At 71.2% G+C, this 17,290-nt stretch carries 15 protein-coding genes and 2 tRNA genes; 10 read left to right on the top strand and 7 right to left on the bottom strand.

Translation table 11 applies throughout. The features are described 5' to 3' along the window. A complete protein-coding gene (locus ACZ6CV_RS05915; RefSeq protein ID WP_469249779.1) occupies positions 1 to 819 on the bottom strand; it encodes an SOS response-associated peptidase in 819 nt (272 codons plus the stop codon). Between the two features lie 49 nt (positions 820 to 868). Between ACZ6CV_RS05915 and ACZ6CV_RS05920 the strand changes: the two genes are divergently transcribed. The 4 genes from ACZ6CV_RS05920 (at position 869) to ACZ6CV_RS05935 (ending at position 4,433) form a co-directional block, all read left to right on the top strand. After that, positions 869 to 1,591 (top strand): M50 family metallopeptidase, encoded by a 723-nt coding sequence (locus ACZ6CV_RS05920; protein WP_469249780.1) that lies wholly within the window; start codon positions 869 to 871, stop codon positions 1,589 to 1,591. A 32-nt stretch (positions 1,592 to 1,623) separates the two neighbouring features. Beyond that, the gene (gene aroA / locus ACZ6CV_RS05925; protein ID WP_469249781.1) at positions 1,624 to 2,970 is read left to right on the top strand and encodes a 3-phosphoshikimate 1-carboxyvinyltransferase; all 1,347 of its coding nucleotides are present in this window, start codon (positions 1,624 to 1,626) and stop codon (positions 2,968 to 2,970) included. A 17-nt stretch (positions 2,971 to 2,987) separates the two neighbouring features. Continuing rightward, positions 2,988 to 3,998: a ribosome small subunit-dependent GTPase A gene (rsgA, locus tag ACZ6CV_RS05930; RefSeq protein ID WP_469249782.1), complete on the top strand. Its 1,011-nt coding sequence runs from the start codon at positions 2,988 to 2,990 to the stop codon at positions 3,996 to 3,998. A gap of 111 nt (positions 3,999 to 4,109) precedes the next feature. Then, positions 4,110 to 4,433 (top strand): DMT family transporter, encoded by a 324-nt coding sequence (locus tag ACZ6CV_RS05935; RefSeq protein ID WP_355803005.1) that lies wholly within the window; start codon positions 4,110 to 4,112, stop codon positions 4,431 to 4,433. 7 nt (positions 4,434 to 4,440) lie between these two features. Here ACZ6CV_RS05935 and ACZ6CV_RS05940 read toward each other — a convergent pair whose 3' ends face one another. After that, positions 4,441 to 5,046 (bottom strand): TetR/AcrR family transcriptional regulator, encoded by a 606-nt coding sequence (locus ACZ6CV_RS05940; RefSeq protein WP_355803007.1) that lies wholly within the window; start codon positions 5,044 to 5,046, stop codon positions 4,441 to 4,443. A 142-nt stretch (positions 5,047 to 5,188) separates the two neighbouring features. Here ACZ6CV_RS05940 and hisN point away from each other — a divergent pair, with 142 nt between their 5' ends. After that, entirely contained in the window at positions 5,189 to 5,989 is an 801-nt protein-coding gene (gene hisN, locus ACZ6CV_RS05945; RefSeq protein WP_362364545.1) for a histidinol-phosphatase, read from the top strand. A 270-nt stretch (positions 5,990 to 6,259) separates the two neighbouring features. Further along, positions 6,260 to 6,658 (top strand): CBS domain-containing protein, encoded by a 399-nt coding sequence (locus tag ACZ6CV_RS05950; RefSeq protein ID WP_469249783.1) that lies wholly within the window; start codon positions 6,260 to 6,262, stop codon positions 6,656 to 6,658. Between the two features lie 65 nt (positions 6,659 to 6,723). On the opposite strand, the gene ACZ6CV_RS05955 is transcribed toward ACZ6CV_RS05950, so the two are convergent. Then, the gene (locus tag ACZ6CV_RS05955) at positions 6,724 to 8,175 is read right to left on the bottom strand and encodes a catalase (protein WP_469249784.1); all 1,452 of its coding nucleotides are present in this window, start codon (positions 8,173 to 8,175) and stop codon (positions 6,724 to 6,726) included. 143 nt (positions 8,176 to 8,318) lie between these two features. Between ACZ6CV_RS05955 and ACZ6CV_RS05960 the strand changes: the two genes are divergently transcribed. From ACZ6CV_RS05960 to ACZ6CV_RS05975, 4 genes are all read left to right on the top strand, one after another. Continuing rightward, the gene (locus ACZ6CV_RS05960) at positions 8,319 to 8,735 is read left to right on the top strand and encodes a Fur family transcriptional regulator (protein WP_355803015.1); all 417 of its coding nucleotides are present in this window, start codon (positions 8,319 to 8,321) and stop codon (positions 8,733 to 8,735) included. A gap of 171 nt (positions 8,736 to 8,906) precedes the next feature. Continuing rightward, entirely contained in the window at positions 8,907 to 9,692 is a 786-nt protein-coding gene (locus ACZ6CV_RS05965) for an ABC transporter ATP-binding protein (protein WP_469249785.1), read from the top strand. Beyond that, the gene (locus ACZ6CV_RS05970; RefSeq protein WP_469249786.1) at positions 9,689 to 10,585 is read left to right on the top strand and encodes an ABC transporter permease; all 897 of its coding nucleotides are present in this window, start codon (positions 9,689 to 9,691) and stop codon (positions 10,583 to 10,585) included. The genes ACZ6CV_RS05965 and ACZ6CV_RS05970 overlap by 4 nt, the downstream gene beginning before the upstream one ends. A 38-nt stretch (positions 10,586 to 10,623) precedes the next feature. Further along, the gene (locus ACZ6CV_RS05975; protein WP_469249787.1) at positions 10,624 to 11,766 is read left to right on the top strand and encodes an ABC transporter substrate-binding protein; all 1,143 of its coding nucleotides are present in this window, start codon (positions 10,624 to 10,626) and stop codon (positions 11,764 to 11,766) included. 62 nt (positions 11,767 to 11,828) lie between these two features. Here ACZ6CV_RS05975 and ACZ6CV_RS05980 read toward each other — a convergent pair. The 4 genes from ACZ6CV_RS05980 to ACZ6CV_RS05995 form a co-directional block, all read right to left on the bottom strand. Further along, positions 11,829 to 11,902: transfer RNA gene (locus ACZ6CV_RS05980), tRNA-Met, on the bottom strand. 107 nt (positions 11,903 to 12,009) lie between these two features. Further along, positions 12,010 to 13,830, bottom strand: a complete 1,821-nt coding sequence (locus ACZ6CV_RS05985; RefSeq protein ID WP_469249788.1) for a tetratricopeptide repeat protein — start codon at positions 13,828 to 13,830, stop codon at positions 12,010 to 12,012. A 231-nt stretch (positions 13,831 to 14,061) separates the two neighbouring features. Beyond that, positions 14,062 to 14,135, bottom strand: a tRNA-Met gene (locus ACZ6CV_RS05990). 50 nt (positions 14,136 to 14,185) lie between these two features. Continuing rightward, on the bottom strand, positions 14,186 to 17,158 hold the full coding sequence (locus ACZ6CV_RS05995; protein ID WP_469250286.1) for a UPF0182 family membrane protein: 2,973 nt from the start codon (positions 17,156 to 17,158) through the stop codon (positions 14,186 to 14,188). Positions 17,159 to 17,290: the final 132 nt, after the last annotated feature.

Below are 17,290 nucleotides of genomic sequence, written 5' to 3' on the forward strand. Positions count from 1 at the left end.
TCAGAAGAGTGTGCCCTCTTCGGGCCCGTCGAGCTCCTTGAGCAGCTCCGGGCCGTTGTTGCGGACGTTGCTGACGGCGGTGGAGACCGGGTAGGCGCGCATCAGTCCGTGCGGCGGCGGCTCCAGGAGGGTGCGCAGCTCCTCGACGTCGGTGCGGGACGGGTCGAGCCAGGCGTCCCAGCGGTCCGGAGTCAGCATCAGCGGCATGCGCGGGTGGATGTCGGCGAGCGCGCGCGGCCCCTCCTCGGGGGCGACGGCCAGCGGCGCGGTCTCCGCCTCCGTGGTGATCACCGTGCACGTCACCCACCAGGCGAGGGGGTGCTCGTCGGGCAGCGTCTTGTCCCGCCAGAACTCGTAGAGCCCGGCCATGGCGAAGACCGAGCCGTCGGCGGGCGTCACGAAGTAGGGCTGCTTGCGCGGCCGCTTCTTCTTGCCCTCGACCTCCAGCTGCCGCTCCTCGGGCGCGGTCACCCACTCGTAATAGCCGTCGGCGGGCAGCAGGCAGCGGCGGGAGGTGAAGGCGCGGCGGTAGGACGGCTTCTCGTGCACGGTCTCCGCGCGCGCGTTGATCATCCGGGCCGCGCCCTCGGGCGTCTTGGACCAGGACGGGACGAGGCCCCACTTCAGGGTGAGCAGCTGGCGAACCGGACGCGGGTCGTCGGCGTCTTTCAGGGGGCGGTCGAGGACCGCGTAGACCTCTTTCGTGGGCGCCACGTTGAAGTCCGGGGCGAACTCCTCCTCGGGCGCCTCGTACTTCTCGATCTCAAAGGTCGCCGCGAGATCCTCGGGCCTACGACTCGATGCATACCGTCCGCACATACGTGCCAGACTGCCAGACCGCGCACGACCAGAGGGAGCCGTTCCGCTCATGGAAAGCACCGCCACCGCCAGCCTGACCGACCTCTGGGACCGTGTCTTCGGTACGCAGCCCGCGCCCGAGCAGTGGCTCGTCATAGCCGCCGGCGTCGTCGCCCTCGCCGTCGTCGTCCCGCACACCCTCTGGCGCCTCGCCCGCAACGCCATCACCATCGCGCACGAGGGCGGCCACGGCCTGGTCGCGCTGCTCACCGGGCGGCGCCTGGACGGCATCCGGCTGCACTCCGACACCTCGGGCCTGACGGTCTCGCGCGGCAAGCCCTCCGGCCTCGGCATGATCCTGACCGCCGCCGCGGGCTACACCGCGCCGCCGCTGCTCGGCCTCGGCGGCGCGTGGCTGCTCGCCTCGGGGCGCATCACGGCGTTCCTGTGGATCGCGACGGCGCTGCTCCTCGTGATGCTGGTGATGATCCGCAACGCGTACGGCGCCCTGACGGTGATCCTCACCGGCGGCACGTTCCTGCTCGTCTCCTGGCTGGCGAACACCGACGTGCAGGCGGCCTTCGCGTACGCGGTGGTGTGGTTCCTGCTCCTCGGCGGTGTACGTCCCGCCTTCGAGCTGCAGTCCAAGCGCCGGCGCGGCGGTGCGGGCGACTCGGACGCGGACCAGTTGTCGCGGCTGACCCATGTGCCCGCGGGGCTGTGGCTCTTCCTCTTCCACGCCGTGTCGCTGTGTTCGCTGATGGGCGGGGCGCGGTGGCTCCTCGACGTCTGAGCGGGGCCCCGGCCAGCCACTAAAGTGAGGGCATGACCGAAACCCCGGCGCACACCGCCCTCTGGCCCGCCCCGCACGCAAGCGGAGCCGTCACCGCGACGGTCCACGTCCCCGGTTCGAAATCGGTCACCAACCGGGCGTTGGTCCTTGCCGCGCTGGCCGCCGAGCCCGGCTGGCTGCGCCGCCCGCTGCGCTCCCGCGACACCCTGCTGATGGCGGGCGCGCTGCGCGCGATGGGCGTCGGCATCGAGGAGACGGTCTCCTCCAGCTCCCCCGTCGCCGGCGGCGCGGGCACCACCGGCGAGGCGTGGCGGGTGATCCCCTCGGGGCTGCACGGCCCGGCCACGGTCGACGTCGGCAACGCCGGCACGGTCATGCGCTTCCTGCCCCCGGTGGCCACCCTCGCCGACGGCCCGATCCGCTTCGACGGCGATCCCCGTTCGTACGAGCGCCCCCTGCACGGCGTGATCGACGCGCTGCGCGTGCTCGGCGCCCGCATCGACGACACCGAGGGCAGCCGCGGCGCGCTCCCCCTGATCGTGCACGGCGGCGGCGCCCTGGAGGGCGGCCGGGTCGAGATCGACGCCTCGTCGTCCTCCCAGTTCGTGAGCGCCCTGCTGCTGAGCGGCCCGCGCTTCAACCAGGGCGTGGAGGTACGGCACGTGGGCGGCGCCCTGCCGTCCATGCCGCACATCCGGATGACGGTCGACATGCTGCGCTCCGTCGGCGCCCAGGTGGACACCCCGGAGGCGGGCGGCGAGCCGAACGTGTGGCGGGTGACCCCCGGCGCGCTGCTCGGCCGCGACCTGACCATCGAGCCCGACCTGTCGAACGCCCAGCCGTTCCTCGCCGCGGCCCTGGTCACGGGCGGCACGGTGACGATCCCGGACTGGCCGGCCCGCACCACGCAGCCGGGTGACGCGCTGCGCAAGATCTTCACCGAGATGGGCGGTTCCTGCGAACTGACCGAGCGGGGCCTGGTGTTCACCGGCTCCGGTTCGGTGCACGGCATCGACGTGGACCTGAGCGAGGTCGGCGAGCTCACCCCGGGCATCGCGGCGGTCGCGGCCCTCGCGGACTCCCCCTCGACGCTGCGCGGCGTCGCGCACCTGCGGCTGCACGAGACGGACCGGCTCGCCGCGCTCACCAAGGAGATCAACGAGTTGGGCGGTGACGTCACCGAGACCGCCGACGGCCTGCACATCCGGCCGCGCACGCTGCACGGCGGCGTCTTCAGCACCTACGACGACCACCGCATGGCGACCGCGGGCGCGATCATCGGCCTCGCGGTGGAGGGCGTACGGATCGAGAACGTCGCGACGACGGCGAAGACCCTCCCGGACTTCCCCGACCTCTGGACCGGGATGCTCGGGAACTGACGGGCGGATCGAGAACCATGCGCCGTTACGGCAAGAACCCCGACGAGGACGACATCCGCGTCCGCCCCAACCGCAAGGGCAACCGCCCCCGTACCCACATCCGGCCCAAGCACGAGGACGCGGCCGAGGGCATGGTCCTCACCGTCGACCGGGGCCGGCTCACCGTCCTGGTCGACGACCGGATCGTGATGGCCATGAAGGCCCGCGAGCTCGGCCGCAAGGCCGCCGTGGTGGGCGACCGGGTCGCCGTCGTCGGGGACCTGACCGGAAAGAAGGACACGCTCGCGCGGATCGTGCGGATCGCGGAGCGCACGTCGGTGCTGCGGCGCACCGCCGACGACGACGACCCGTACGAGCGGGTGGTCGTCGCCAACGCCGACCAGCTCGCCATCGTCACGGCCCTCGCCGACCCCGAACCCCGGCCGCGGCTGATCGACCGGTGCGTCGTGGCGGCGTACGACGGCGGTCTGGAGCCGGTGCTGGTGCTGACCAAGTCGGACCTGGCACCGGCCGACAAGATCCTGGAGACGTACGCCACCCTCGACATCCCCTATGTGGTCACCAGCCGCGAGGAGTTCACCGACGGCGCGGAACTCGCGCGGGTCCACGAGCTGCTCGACGGCAAGGTCACGGCCTTCGTGGGGCACTCGGGGGTCGGCAAGACGACGCTCGTCAACGCGCTCGTCCCCGAGGAGCGGCGGCGTACGACCGGGCACGTCAACGCGGTCACGGGGCGCGGCAGGCACACCACCACCTCCGCGCTCGCGCTGCCCCTGGAGGGCTCGGACGGCTGGGTGATCGACACGCCGGGCGTGCGGTCGTTCGGGCTCAACCACGTCGATCCGTCGCGCGTCATCCTCGCCTTCCCGGATCTGGAGCCGGGGACGGCGGAGTGCCCGCGCGGCTGCAGCCACGACGAGAAGGACTGCGCGCTCGACGCCTGGGTGACCGACGGGCACGCGGACCCGGCGCGGCTGTACTCGCTGCGCAGGCTCCTGGAGGTCCGGGACCGGCACGACGGCGACTGACCTCCCCGTTGTTTGCGCGGCGACGGCAAAGGTAAATGCATAATCGCACCAAGCCGGATTCAAGCCAGACGAATCGGCCGCGGATCGTGGACGAGCACGGGAGGCAGGGACATGGCGTGGCTGCTGGTCATCGTGGCCGGGGTTCTGGAGACCGGCTTCGCGGTCTGTCTGAAGCTGTCCCACGGATTCACCCGGCTCTGGCCGACGATCGCGTTCGCCTCCTTCGCGCTCGGCAGCTTCGGTTTGCTGACCCTCGCGCTGCGGAAGCTGGACGTGGGGCCCGCGTACGCGGTGTGGACGGGCATCGGGGCGGCCGGCACGGCGATCTACGGCATGATCTTCCTGGGTGACCTGGTCTCCACGCTCAAGATCGTCTCGATCTCGTTCGTCATCATCGGCGTGATCGGCCTGCAGCTGTCGGGTTCGGCGCACTGACCAGGCTCTAGCGCACACCCACCCAGCGCCCGATGGCCCCGCGCACCAGTTCCGCGGGGTCGTCGTCGTTCCCGGCGGGCGCGACCACGTACGACAGGGCGAGGCGGACGGCGCTCTCGCAGGCGAGGGCGAGCTCGGGGTCCCTGGCCCGGCCGCGGCCGCCGAGCGCGAGCACCGCGCGGTCCCGTACCAGCGCGAGCAGCTCCGCGGCGGAGGGCACCCCGGCGTCCGCGCGGCGCTGCGCCGGCACCGGCGAGATGGAGCCCGCGACCCGGCTCGGCGCGGGGAGCCGCTCGCCCCAGCAGTCGGTGAGCGCGGCCCGCACCAACGGGTTGGCGCGGGCGGCGCGCACGCTCCACGCGGCGACGGCGGCGAGCCGGTCGGCGGGGTCGCGCTCCTCGGCCAGCGCCCGCTCCACGCCGTGCAGATAGCCGTCCGTCTCGCGCCGCAGCAGCGCGCGGGCCAGGCCGTCCTTGCTGCCGAACTCGTTGTAGAGGGTCTGCCGGGAGACCCCGGCGGTCGCCGCGACGTCGACCATGCGCACGCCGGGCCACGGTCGCCGCGCGAGCGCCGTGTATGCCGCGTCCAGTAAGGATTCCCGTGCTGCAGGCATCGTCGCCTCCCCGGGCCCAGAGGGCTCCCGTGCCAGAGTTGACGGGCTCGGCGGCACTGTCAATAGCTCCGGCGCGCGCAAGGGCGAGCACCCGCCACCCGGCGCTGTGGATCGCGCCGAACGAGATCGATACTGTTCACCCATGCCCGACTACCACGATGATCTGCGTCTCGCCCACGTCCTCGCGGACACCGCCGACGCCGCGACCATGGACCGGTTCAAGGCCCTCGACCTCAAGGTCGAGACCAAGCCGGACATGACGCCGGTGAGCGAGGCCGACAAGGCCGCCGAGGAGCTGATCCGTGGCAACCTCCAGCGGGCCAGGCCGCGCGACGCGATCCTCGGCGAGGAGTACGGCGTCGAGGGCACCGGGCCGCGCCGCTGGGTGATCGACCCGATCGACGGCACCAAGAACTACGTGCGCGGCGTCCCCGTCTGGGCCACCCTGATCTCCCTGATGGAGGCGGGCGAGGGCGGCTACCAGCCGGTGGTCGGCGTCGTCTCGGCGCCCGCGCTCGGCCGTCGCTGGTGGGCGGCGAAGGGCGGCGGCGCCTACACGGGGCGGAGCCTGACCTCGGCGACCCGGCTGCAGGTCTCCAAGGTCAACCGCATCCAGGACGCCTCCTTCGCGTACTCCTCGCTCACCGGCTGGGAGGAGAAGGGGGCGCTGGACGGGTTCCTGGACCTGAGCCGCGCGGTGTGGCGCACGCGCGCGTACGGCGACTTCTGGCCGTACATGATGGTCGCCGAGGGCGCGGTCGACATCTGCGCGGAGCCGGAGCTCTCGCTCTGGGACATGGCGGCGACCGCGATCGTGGTGACGGAGGCGGGCGGCCGCTTCACCGGTCTGGACGGCAGGCCCGGCCCGCACAGCGGCAACGCGGCGGCGTCGAACGGCCTGCTCCACGACGAGCTGCTCGGGTACGTCAACCAGCGCTACTGAGGCTCGGGTACGTCAACCAGCCGCTACTGAGGCTCGAATACGTCAACCAGCCGCTACTGACAGGTCGTCCGGACCCCTCCGCGGGGCGCGACTTCGTCTCCGCGCGCCCCGAACTGACCGCACGCGCCCCCTTGCTGGCCTCCGGCCGGGCTGCGACTCTATGAGTCCCCCCACTTGTGAACTTGTGAATCCGTTCTCACAGGCCGGTAGCGGAGGCAATCCTTCGCCCTCCGGGAGACCGCGGTTTCACCAAGGAGGTGGCTCACGCCCATGCTCGTCAACGACGCCATGAGCTCGATGGTCCTCACCATCGGCCCCGCCCACACACTCCGCCAGGCGGCCCGGCTGATGTCGGCGCGCCGCGTCGGCGCCGCCGTCGTCCTCGACCCCGACACCTGCGGGGTTGGCATCCTGACCGAACGCGACATCCTCGTCTCGCTGGGCCTCGGCCAGGACCCGGACACGGAGACCGCCGGCACCCACACCACGACGGACGTCGTCTTCGCCTGCCCCTCGTGGACCCTGGAGGACGCCGCGGACGCCATGTCGCACGGCGGCTTCCGGCACCTGATCGTGATGGACGGCAACGAACCGACCGGCATCGTCTCGGTCCGCGACATCATCCGCTGCTGGGCCCCGGTGCGGCGCGCCGCGGCCGCGGTGGGCTGAGACACGGCGACGGGCCGGCCCCCCGAAGGGATCCGGCCCGTCGCTCATCCACGACAAGTGGCAGGTCAGCCGCGCAGGGCCTGGACCGCGGCCTCCAGCCGCTTGCCGAAGTCACCGTCGGCCTGACGGAAGTTGTCGATCGCGCGCTCGGCGATCTCCTCGTGCGAGACCTTGGAGATGAAGCCCGCCAGGTTGCCGATCAGGCGGTCCTTCTCGTCCTCGGTCATCAGGCGGTAGAGGTTGCCCGCCTGCACGAAGTCGTTGTCCTCGGCGTGCCGGACGGCCGGGTGGTTGCCGGTGGCGCCGGTGAGCGGGACGGGCTGCCACAGCGGCCGGTCCGTCTGGTGCGGGCCGCCGAAGCTGTTCGGCTCGTAGTTCTTCGCACCCTTGTGGCGGCCGTCGTACAGGAAGCCGTCACGCGAGTTGGTGCGCGCCTCGGTGGCGTGCGGGCGGTTCACCGGCAGGTGGTCGGCGTTGATGCCGACGCGGTAGCGGTGGGCGTCGCCGTACGCGAAGAGGCGGCCCTGGAGCATCTTGTCGGGGGACGGGCCGATGCCCGGCACGAAGTGCGCGGGGCTGAAGATGGCCTGCTCGACCTCGGCGAAGATGTTCTCCGGGTTGCGGTTGAGCTCCAGCTTGCCGATCTCGATCGGCGGGTAGTCCGCGTGCGGCCACACCTTGGTGAGGTCGAACGGGTTGAAGCGGTACTCCGCCGCCTCGGCCGCCGGCATGATCTGCACCTGCACGGTCCAGGACGGGTACTCGCCGCGCTCGATGGCCTCGCGCAGGTCGCGCTGGTGGGAGTCGGGGTCCTCACCGGCGAGCTTGTCGGCCTCGGCCTGGGTGAGGTTCTTGATGCCCTGGTCGGTCTTGAAGTGGTACTTGACCCAGAAGACCTCGCCGGCCTCGTTGTTCCACTGGAAGGTGTGCGAGCCGAAGCCGTCCATGTGGCGGTACGAGGCGGGGATGCCGCGGTCGCCGAAGAGCCAGGTCACCTGGTGGGTGCTCTCCGGGCTGAGGCCCCAGAAGTCCCAGACGTTGTCCGCCTCGGTCGAGCCCGTGTAGGGGTCGCGCTTCTGGGTGTGGATGAAGTCGGGGAACTTGATGGCGTCCCTGATGAAGAACACCGGGGTGTTGTTGCCGACGAGGTCGTAGTTGCCCTCTTCGGTGTAGAACTTCAGCGCCCAGCCGCGCGGGTCGCGCACCGCGTCGGCCGCGCCGAGGTTGCCGGCCACGGTGGAGAAGCGCAGGAACGTCTCGGTCTGCTTGCCGACCTCGGAGAGGAACTTGGCGCGCGTCCACTGCGAGACGTCCCGGGTCAGCGTGAAGGTGCCGTACGCGCCGGCGCCCCGGGCGTGCACGATCCGCTCCGGGATCCGCTCGCGGTTGAAGTGGGCGAGCTTCTCCAGCAGCAGCTGGTCCTGGACCAGAACGGGACCGTCGACGCCCGCGGTCTCGCTGTTCTGGTTGTCGGCGACCGGAGCCCCGGCCTCCGTGGTGAGCGGTCCCTGCGTCACGTGCGCCTCCTGCGTCATTCCTGCAAGTCCTGTCCTTGGGCGTTGTTCGTACTCGATCCTACGATAGACTTTGTCTAAGTCAAGCAACGATCCAAAGTCACACCTGTTCGGAACTGACCCCCTCGCCTGTTAGGCTGGCCCTCATGAGTGACCTGTTGGAACGACTGCGGGGACGTGGCTGGCGCATGACCGCACAGCGGCGCGTCGTGGCCGAGGTCCTCGACGGGGACCACGTCCACCTCACCGCGGACGAAGTGCACGCCCGCGCCGCGGACAAGCTGCCCGAGATCTCCCGGGCCACCGTCTACAACACCCTGGGCGAGCTGGTGAGCCTCGGCGAGATCCTCGAGGTCTCGACCGACCGCCGCGCCAAGCGGTACGACCCGAACGCCCACCGCCCCCACCAGCACCTGGTCTGCGCCCGCTGCGGCGCCATCCGCGACGTGCACCCCACGGGCAACCCGCTGGCGACCCTCCCCGACTCGGAGCGCTTCGGCTTCACGGTCGAGGACGTGGAGGTCACCTACCGCGGCGTCTGCCCGAACTGCGCGGCGGCGTAAGCACTTTCCCGTACGTCACGAAGGGGTCCGGCACCGTTCTCGGCGCCGGGCCCCTTCGGCGTACCCCCGGCACCGGCGGATCCCGGCCACGGCGCACCCCTTCCAAGATCTGACGCACCGTCATATTCTCTGCGGCGCCCGCCGTCCGCCCGCCCTCCGCAAGGAGAAGCCGTGGAAGCTCCGCACCCGCCCGACCTCAAACTCCGCGCCCGCGCGGTGACCAGAACCTTCGGCCGGGCCGCCGGGGCGGTGCACGCCCTCGGCCCCGTCGACCTGGACGTCGCCCCCGGCGAGTTCACCTGCGTCGTCGGCCCCTCGGGCTGCGGCAAGTCGACCCTGCTGCGGATCGCCGCGGGGCTGCTGCGCCCCAGCGCCGGCGAGCTGGCCATCCGTACCACCGCGCGGCGGCCGGTCGCGATGATCTTCCAGGACTACGGCATCTACGACTGGAAGACCGTCCAGGCCAACGTCCGGTTCGGCCTGGACATCCAGCGCGTCCCGCGCCGCGAGGCCGACGCGCGGGCCACCGAGTGGCTGGCCCGCATGGGTCTCGCGGAGTTCGCCGGCGCCTACCCCGCCACCCTCTCCGGCGGCATGCGGCAGCGCGTGGCGATCGCCCGCGCGCTGGCCGTGGAGCCCGAGATCCTGCTGATGGACGAGCCGTTCGCGGCCCTCGACGCCCAGCTGCGCGTCATCCTCCAGGATGAGCTGCTCGCCCTCACCCAGACCACCCGCACCACGACCCTGTTCATCACACACAGCCTCGAAGAGGCGATCGTGCTCGGCGACCGCGTCCTGGTGATGTCGGCCAGGCCAGGCCGCGTCATCGCCGAGCGCCGCCCGCCCTTTCCGCGCCCCCGCACCGGAGACGTCCGCGCGACCGCCGAGTTCACCGCGTTGAAGAGCGAGCTGTGGGACCTGCTGCGGGACGAGGTCGGCACGGAGGCCGCGGCATGACCACCGCCACCGGCAAGAGCCCGGTCCCCCGCCCCGGCAAGAACCCGTCCGTGCGGGAAGAGGTGCTGGTCAGGAGGCCGGGACCGCAGGAGCTGCACCCGGTGCGCACCCATCGCCGCCGCCGCGCCCTGGAACTGTCGCTCGCCGTCGGCGTGCCCGTCGCCCTGATCCTGCTGTGGCAGCTCGCCGCCGTGAGCGGCTGGATCGACGACCGCGTCTATCCGGCGCCGCAGACAATCCTTGAGGACGGCTGGCACCGCGCGGCCGACGGCGACCTGTGGCCGGACGTGTGGGCCACCCTGAAGCGGGTGCTCGCGGGGTACGCGATCGGCACGGTGGCCGGATACGCGCTCGGCCTCCTGATGGGCTCCCTGTCCGTCGTGCGCGCCGCCCTGGAACCCACCCTCGATGCCCTGTACGTCGTCCCGAAACTGGCGCTGCTGCCCGTCTTCCTGAACATGTTCGGCCTCGGCGAGGGCCCGCAGATCGCGCTCGTCGCCGCCACGGTCTTCTTCTTCGTCTGGATATCGACGATGGCGGCGGTCCTCGCCGTACCCTCCGGCCATCGCGACGCCGGCCAGGTCTTCGGCGCCTCGCCCTGGCAGATGTTCCGACACGTCCTGCTGCCCGCCTCGCTGCCCGCCGTCCTGGTCGGCGCGCGGATCGCGGCGGGCGTCGCGGTCCTGGTCATCGTCGCCTCGGAGCAGATCGCCGCGGCGGACGGCCTCGGCCACCTGATCTTCGACTCGCGCGCGCTCTTCCAGAACGACGTGATGTTCGTCGGCATCGTCTGTGTCGCGGTGCTCGGCGTCGTCTTCTCCGAACTGGTGCGGATCGCGGGCCGGTTGCTCACCCCGTGGGCCCCGCGCGACCGCGGCCGCGGCCAGTCATGACCCGAACCGATGGACGGAGCCGAGCACTCGGAGGCACCATGCGCATCCGCACCACCGTCCGCACCACCGCACTCCCCCTGCTCCTGGCGGGCGCGCTGCTCGCCGCCGGCTGCGCCAAGGAGGACGACGAGGCGCCGCCCGCCCCCGACAAACCCCGCACCGTCACCTCCGTCTCCGGCTGTGGAAAGGGCAGTTGGACCGACCCCGCCGACCTGGCGCCCGATCGCGCCCCGGCCCGCTGCGCCCCGCGCACCCCCGCCCCCCGACCGCTCTCCAAGGAGCGCAGCCTGACCATCGCGACCGGCACCCTCAGCGCCGAGTACGTCGCGCCGCTCCAGATGGCGCTGGAGAAAGGGGAGTTCAAGAAGGAGGGCCTGAACGTCGACCTGAAGGTGCTGCCCACCCCCGACGCCCTCCCGCTCCTCGCCAAGGGCGACATCGACGCCCAGTGGGCGGCCCCGGAGGCCGCCGTGATGAACGGCATCACCAGCGGGTTCGACATCAAGTGGACGGCCGGCAACTTCTCCCCGGGCCCCCACTCCAAGAGCGGCCTCTGGGTACGCCTGAAGAAGGACGAGACGGCCGCCCACGTGCCGATGGCGGGCCGCACGCTCGGCACGATGATCGGCAAGGGATCCGTCATCGCGTACCCCATGAACCGGGCCCTGAAGAAGCACGGCGGCGGCCTCGACGAGATCAAGTTCCAGCAGCTGGGCTCGGCGGACGTGCTCACCGCGCTGCAGAACGGCGGCACCGACGCGGCCTGGCTGCTCGACCCGGTCTGGCGCAAGGTCGACGGCGACAAGAAGTACGCGTTCCTGGGCGGCCAGCCCCGCGGTGAGCCGCTCGGCGGCCTCCTCTTCGGCCCGAACCTGCTGAAGAAGGACCCGGACGCCGGCGTCGCGCTGCTGCGCGCGTACATCCGGACGGTGAACACCTACTTCGCCGGCGACTACAAGGCCGACAAGACCTTCGCGCGGGAGCTCGCCGGGTTGCTCAAGACGGACGAGGACGTGCTGCTCTCCACGCCGTCGCTGCGCATGGACTGGGAGATCCGCGCGGGCACGACGGACCGGCTGCAGGACGCGTACCGCGCGGCGGGCGTCTCGGAGGGCGCCAGGGTCCCGGAGAGCAAGGCGGTGGACCGCGCGCTGTACGAGGAGGCGGTCGGGCACACTTGAGCCGTCGGGCACAAATGCATCGAGGGCCGGAAGCTTGTCGGCTTCCGGCCCTCGACCGTCAGTAGCGGGGACAGGATTTGAACCTGCGACCTCTGGGTTATGAGCCCAGCGAGCTACCGAGCTGCTCCACCCCGCGTCGGTAGACACAACATTACGTCAGGGCTACGACCAGCGCAAATCTGTTCCCCGAAGCCCCGGAGCCCCGGGGCTGGGCGGGGCGGGGCGGCCGCGGTGCGCCCGCCCCTACGCGGAGAGCTCCTGCCGCAGCGCCTCCCGCAGCCGCCCGGCCCGCTCGGAGACCTCCGCGGGCCCGAGATCGACCGCCCGCGAGGCCCACCGCTGCCCCTGCGCCAGCTGCCCGCGCCGGGCGTAGAGCAGGGCGAGCCGGAGCGCGGCCCGTCCGTGGCCCGCGTCGGCGGCCCGGGTCCACCACAGCGCCGCCTCCGGCTCGCTGCCCTCGCGGGCCAGGAGCAGGCCGAGGTTGAACGCGCCGTTGCGGCTGCCGGCCTCCGCGGCCTTCCGGTACCAGCGCGCGGCCTCGACCACGTCGCCCCGGCCCGACGCCAGCATGCCGACCCGGACCTGGGCCCGCCGGTGCCCGAGCTCGGCGGCCCGCTCGTACCACTCCTCGCACTCGGACTTCTCCGCCGCGGGCTCGCCGAGCGCGGGCGGGGCCTCCGCCGGGCGCCGCGCGTCGAGCACCGTGCCGAGCCGGTACGCCGCCTCGGCACTGCCGCCGCCCGCCGCGCACCGCAGATACCGCTCCGCCTCCTGGTCGTCGCCGGCGCGCAGCCGCGCGGTGCCGACTTGGAGCGCGGCGTCGGTGTGGCCGGCCGAGGCGGCGCGCTCGTACCACCGCAGGGCGTTGGCCTCGTCGCCCCGGCTCGCGTACAGGATCCCGAGGTTGAACGCCGCGTCGACGCTGCCGGCCTCCGCGGCCTTGGAGAACCACGGCTCGGCCCCGGCCGCGTCGCCGCCCTGGAGCAGCAGCACGGCGAGCGCGTTGGCGGCCTCGCGGTGGCCCGCGTAGGCGGCGCGGCGGTACCACTGGTCGGCCTGGGCGGTGCGGTCCTGCTCGGCGCAGAGCAGGCCGAGGTTGTACGCGCCGTTCACGTCCCCCGCGTCCATCGCGGCGCGGTACCAGCGCTCGGCGGTCTGGGTCTCGCCCCGCTCGGCGTGCAGCGCGCCGAGCGCGTTCGCGGCGTTCCCGTCACCGTCCTGGGCGGCCTTGAGCCACCACACGGCGGCGCTCTCCTCGTCGCCCGCGTCCCGCAGCAGGAAGCCGAGCGCGCAGGCCGCGCGGGCCTCCCCGTCCTTGGCGGAGTTGAGGTACCAGCGGCCGGCTTCCTTGAGCTCGCCGCGCTGTTCCAGGATCGCGCCGAGGTGCAGCGCGGCCCTGCGGTGGCCACGGGCGGCCGCCTGGCGGTACCACTGCTCGGCCTCGTCGGCGGGCGTGCGCGCGGTGTCGTCGGCGTGGTCCGCGCGCGCGGGGCGCTCGCCGCGCTCCGCGGTGGCGCGCCGGTCGAGCGCGCGGGCCAGGCGGTAGGCGGCCTCGCGGTGGCCGCGCTCGGCGGCGACGCGCATCCAGCGCTCGGCGCCGACGTCCCCGCGGTGCTCCAGGAGGTCGGCGAGCGCGTACGCCCCCAGGGTGTGGCCGTCCTCGGCGGACTGGCGCAGCCAGTACTCGGCGGCGGGCTCGTCGCCGCGCTCGCGGTGGTGGCGGCCGAGCGCGTGCGCGGCCGCTGCGGAGCCGGCGACAGCGGCGACCCGCCACCATCCGGCCGCCTCGTCGGCGTACCCGCGCTGGTGGAGCAGGACGCCGAGGTTGTTGGCCGCGGCGCGGTCGCCCTCGGCGGTCGCGGCGCGCAGCAAGGACTCGGCCCCGTCGAGATCACCGCGGCGCAGCAGAAGGCTTCCGAGGACGCTCATCGCGTCCACGTCGCCGGCCTCGGCGGCCAGCCGATGACGCATCTCCTCGGCGGCCGCCCCGGGATCCTCCCGGTCGGCCGACTGCACAAACCGCCCTCTCTCCAACAGAGTTGCCTTGTCCCCCATAACGTCCATCGTCGCACCACCTGCAACCTGGGTACACCTGGTATACCGCAGCCAGTGAGGTCACTTCAGCGTTTTGTCGACATGCCCACAGAGAGATAAGTCAAACACAGATCCCCCAACTCTCCCCCGACCACGCGCCGTTCGCACGAGATGGCATAGGACACCCGCACACGACCGGCACGGGTCCCCCACACACGACGAAGGCCCGGATCCGTAAGGATCCGGGCCTTCACCTTGCAGTAGCGGGGACAGGATTTGAACCTGCGACCTCTGGGTTATGAGCCCAGCGAGCTACCGAGCTGCTCCACCCCGCGCCGTTGTGTCCAAACCGTACCACGGCGCGAGGGGGCTGCCCGACCGGCCGCTAGCCGGTGCTGTCCGCCGCCTTGTCGCCGTCCTGGCCGGAGGCCTTGTCGCCGCCCTTGTCGGAGGCCTTGTCACCGTTCTTGCCAGTGTCCTTGGCCGCGTCGCCGGCCTTCTTGTCGCCGGCCTTGGCGGAGGCCTTCTCGGCCCGCTCCAGCGCTTCCTGGAGCCGCTCCTGCGCCTCGCCGTACGCCTTCCAGTCGCCCTTCTTCATGGCGGTCTCGCCGTCCTCGAACGCCTCCTGCGCGTCGTCGAGCGCGGCCTGGACCGTCGGGTCGCTGGTCTTCGGCGGCTTGGTCGGCTCGTCCTCGTCCTCGCCCGGTGGCTTGGTGGACCCGTCGGCGTTGAACACCGCGTTGAGGCCCTCGCCGAGGGTGTCCGAGAACGCCGTCTCCGTGCCGTACGACACGGCCACCTTCTTCAGGAGCGGATACGCCGACTTGCGCCCCTGTACGTAGACGGGCTCGACGTACAGGAAGCCGTCGTCCAGCGGCACGGTCAGCAGATTGCCGTAGAGGACGTCGGAGTCGGCGCCCTTCATGTCGCGGACGAAGTTGCCGACCTCCGTCATGGAGTTCAGCTTGTTCTGGACCTGTTCGGGTCCGTCGACGTCGCCCTGGACTCTGAGCAGCTGCATCGTGCCGTAGTTCTTGCTTCTGGCGTCGGCGTCGACCGTCATGAACGCCCGTAGGTTGGGCCGCTCGCTGGGTGTGAACGTCGTCGTCAGGGAGAACTGCTGCTGCGTCTGGCCCGGCGACTTCAGGGAGAGGTAGTACGGCGGGACCGCGCTGTCGTCCTTCTTCGTCGGGTCGTTCGGCACCTGCCAGGCGTCACTCGCGTTGTAGAACTGGCCCGGGTCCGTGACGTGGTACTTCGTCAGGAGCTCGCGCTGGACCTTGAACATGTCCTGCGGGTAGCGCAGGTGGTCCATCAGCTTCGGCGGGATCTCGCTCTTGTCCTTGACAGTGCCCGGGAACGCCTTCTTCCAGGTCTTCAGGACCGGGTCCTTGTCGTCCCAGGTGTAGAGCTTGACGTCACCGGTGTACGCGTCGACGGTCGCCTTCACCGAGTTCCGGATGTAGTTGACCTGGTTCTGCTGGGCGATCACGGTGCGCTGGCTGTCCGCCTGCGACAGGGAGTCGGCCGTGGTGTCGCCGAGCGTCGTCCGCGAGGCGTACGGATAGCCGTTGCTGGTGGTGTAGGCGTCGACCACCCACTGGATGCGGCCGTCCACCACCGTCGGGTAGACGTCGCCATCGATGGTCAGCCAGGGCGCCACCGCCTCGACGCGCTCCTTGGGCGTGCGGTTGTACAGGATCCGCGAACCGTCGCCGATGGCGCCGGAGTAGAGGATCTGCGGCTCTCCGAAGGAGACCGCGTACGCCGCGCGGTTGATCGGGTTGGAGAGGTTGACCCCGCTCTTGCCCTGGTAGCTGTAGGTCTTCTGACCGCCGCCGTTCTCCTCGTAGTCGAGCTCCTTCTGGGGCCCGCCGACGATCGAGTACTGGCTGGTCTTCTCGCCGTAGTAGATCCGCTGCTCGTACTCACCGAGGGTGCCGCTGGTGGGCAGGCCGGACTCGGTGAACGCCGGGGCGCCCTTGGATCCCGGTTTCGTCTCGGTGCCCTTGGCGGCGACCATGCCGTAGCCGTGGGTGTAGGCGAAGTGGTCGTTGATCCAGTTGCGCTTGTCGAGCTTGTTCACGTCGATCTCGCGCAGGCCGACGATGGTGTCCTGGCCGTTGTAGCGGTCCACGTCCAGCGTCCGCGGGAACTGGTAGTAGCTGCGCTCCTGCTCCAGCTGCTGGAAGGTGGGCGAGACGATGTTCGGGTCGTTCAGGCGGTAGTTGGCCGCCGTGTCCGCGTTGTCGCGCTTCTTCTTGGGGTCCTCGTCGACCTTGCCCGCGCCCTTGTACTCCTGGGGCTTCACGCCGTTGATGCCGTAGGCGTTCCGGGTGGCCTCGATGTTCTTCTCGATGTACGGCGCTTCCTTGGCCTGCTCGTTCGGCTGGACCTGGAACTTCTGGACGATCGCGGGGTAGAGCCCGCCGATGAGGATCGCCGAGAGCACCATCAGGCCGAAGCCGATGACGGGCAGCTGCCAGGTGCGCCGCCAGAGCGTCGCGAAGAAGAGGATGGCGCAGATGACGGCGATGCAGAACAGGATCGTCTTCGCCGGCAGGTACGCGTTCGCGTCCACGTAGCGAAGGCCGGTCCAGTTGCCCGTCGCCTTGAAGTCACTGGACTTCACCGCGAGGCCGTACCGGTCGAGCCAGTACGCGACGGCCTTCAGCGACACGAAGACACCGAGCAGCACCGAGAGGTGGCCGGTGGCCGCGCCGGTCGCGCGCGCGCCGGGGCTGGTGATGCGCAGCCCGCCGTACAGGTAGTGCGTCAGGGCGGCGGCGACCAGGGAGAGCACCGTCGCCGCGAAGCCGAAGCCGAGCAGGAAGCGGTACCAGGGAAGGTCGAACGCGAAGAACGACACGTCCATGTGGAACTGGGGGTCCTTCTGGCCGAAGGACACGCCGTTGACCCACAGGAGCCAGGTACGCCACTGTCCCGCCGCGGACGCGCCCGCGATCAGCCCCACCAGAGCGGTGATCCCGATGAGGAGCCACTTCTTGTAGGGGGCGATGCCCATGCGGTACCGGTCGAGGCTCTGCTGCTCCATCGACATGGCGCTCAGCGGCGGGCGCAGCCGGTGCGCCAGCCAGATGTTCACGCCGACCGCGGCCGCCATGAGGAGGCCGAAGACGAAGAACAGGCCGATCTTGGTCCACAGGGTCGTCGTGAAGACCGATGAGTAGTTGACCGAGCGGTACCAGAGCCAGTCCGTCCAGAAGCCCGAGAACATGACGAAGGCCATGGCCAGGACGGCGAGGACCCCCAATGTCATGAGCAGGGTCCGGACACGCCGGGAGGGTCGGCCCACTCTGATCCGTGGCCCCGTCGGGCCTCCGCCGCGGTCCGGCATCTGGAAAGCCAAGGTGCGCACCTCGAAGTTCGCTGTTGATTCGCTGTTGGTCCGTCAGGCCCCCGAGATCGCGGACCCACACCTATGCAACTTACCTACGCTTTACTCGGTTCCCGTTTCTCGGGACTAACG

It is taken from the genome of Streptomyces sp. NPDC041713 (assembly GCF_055591085.1).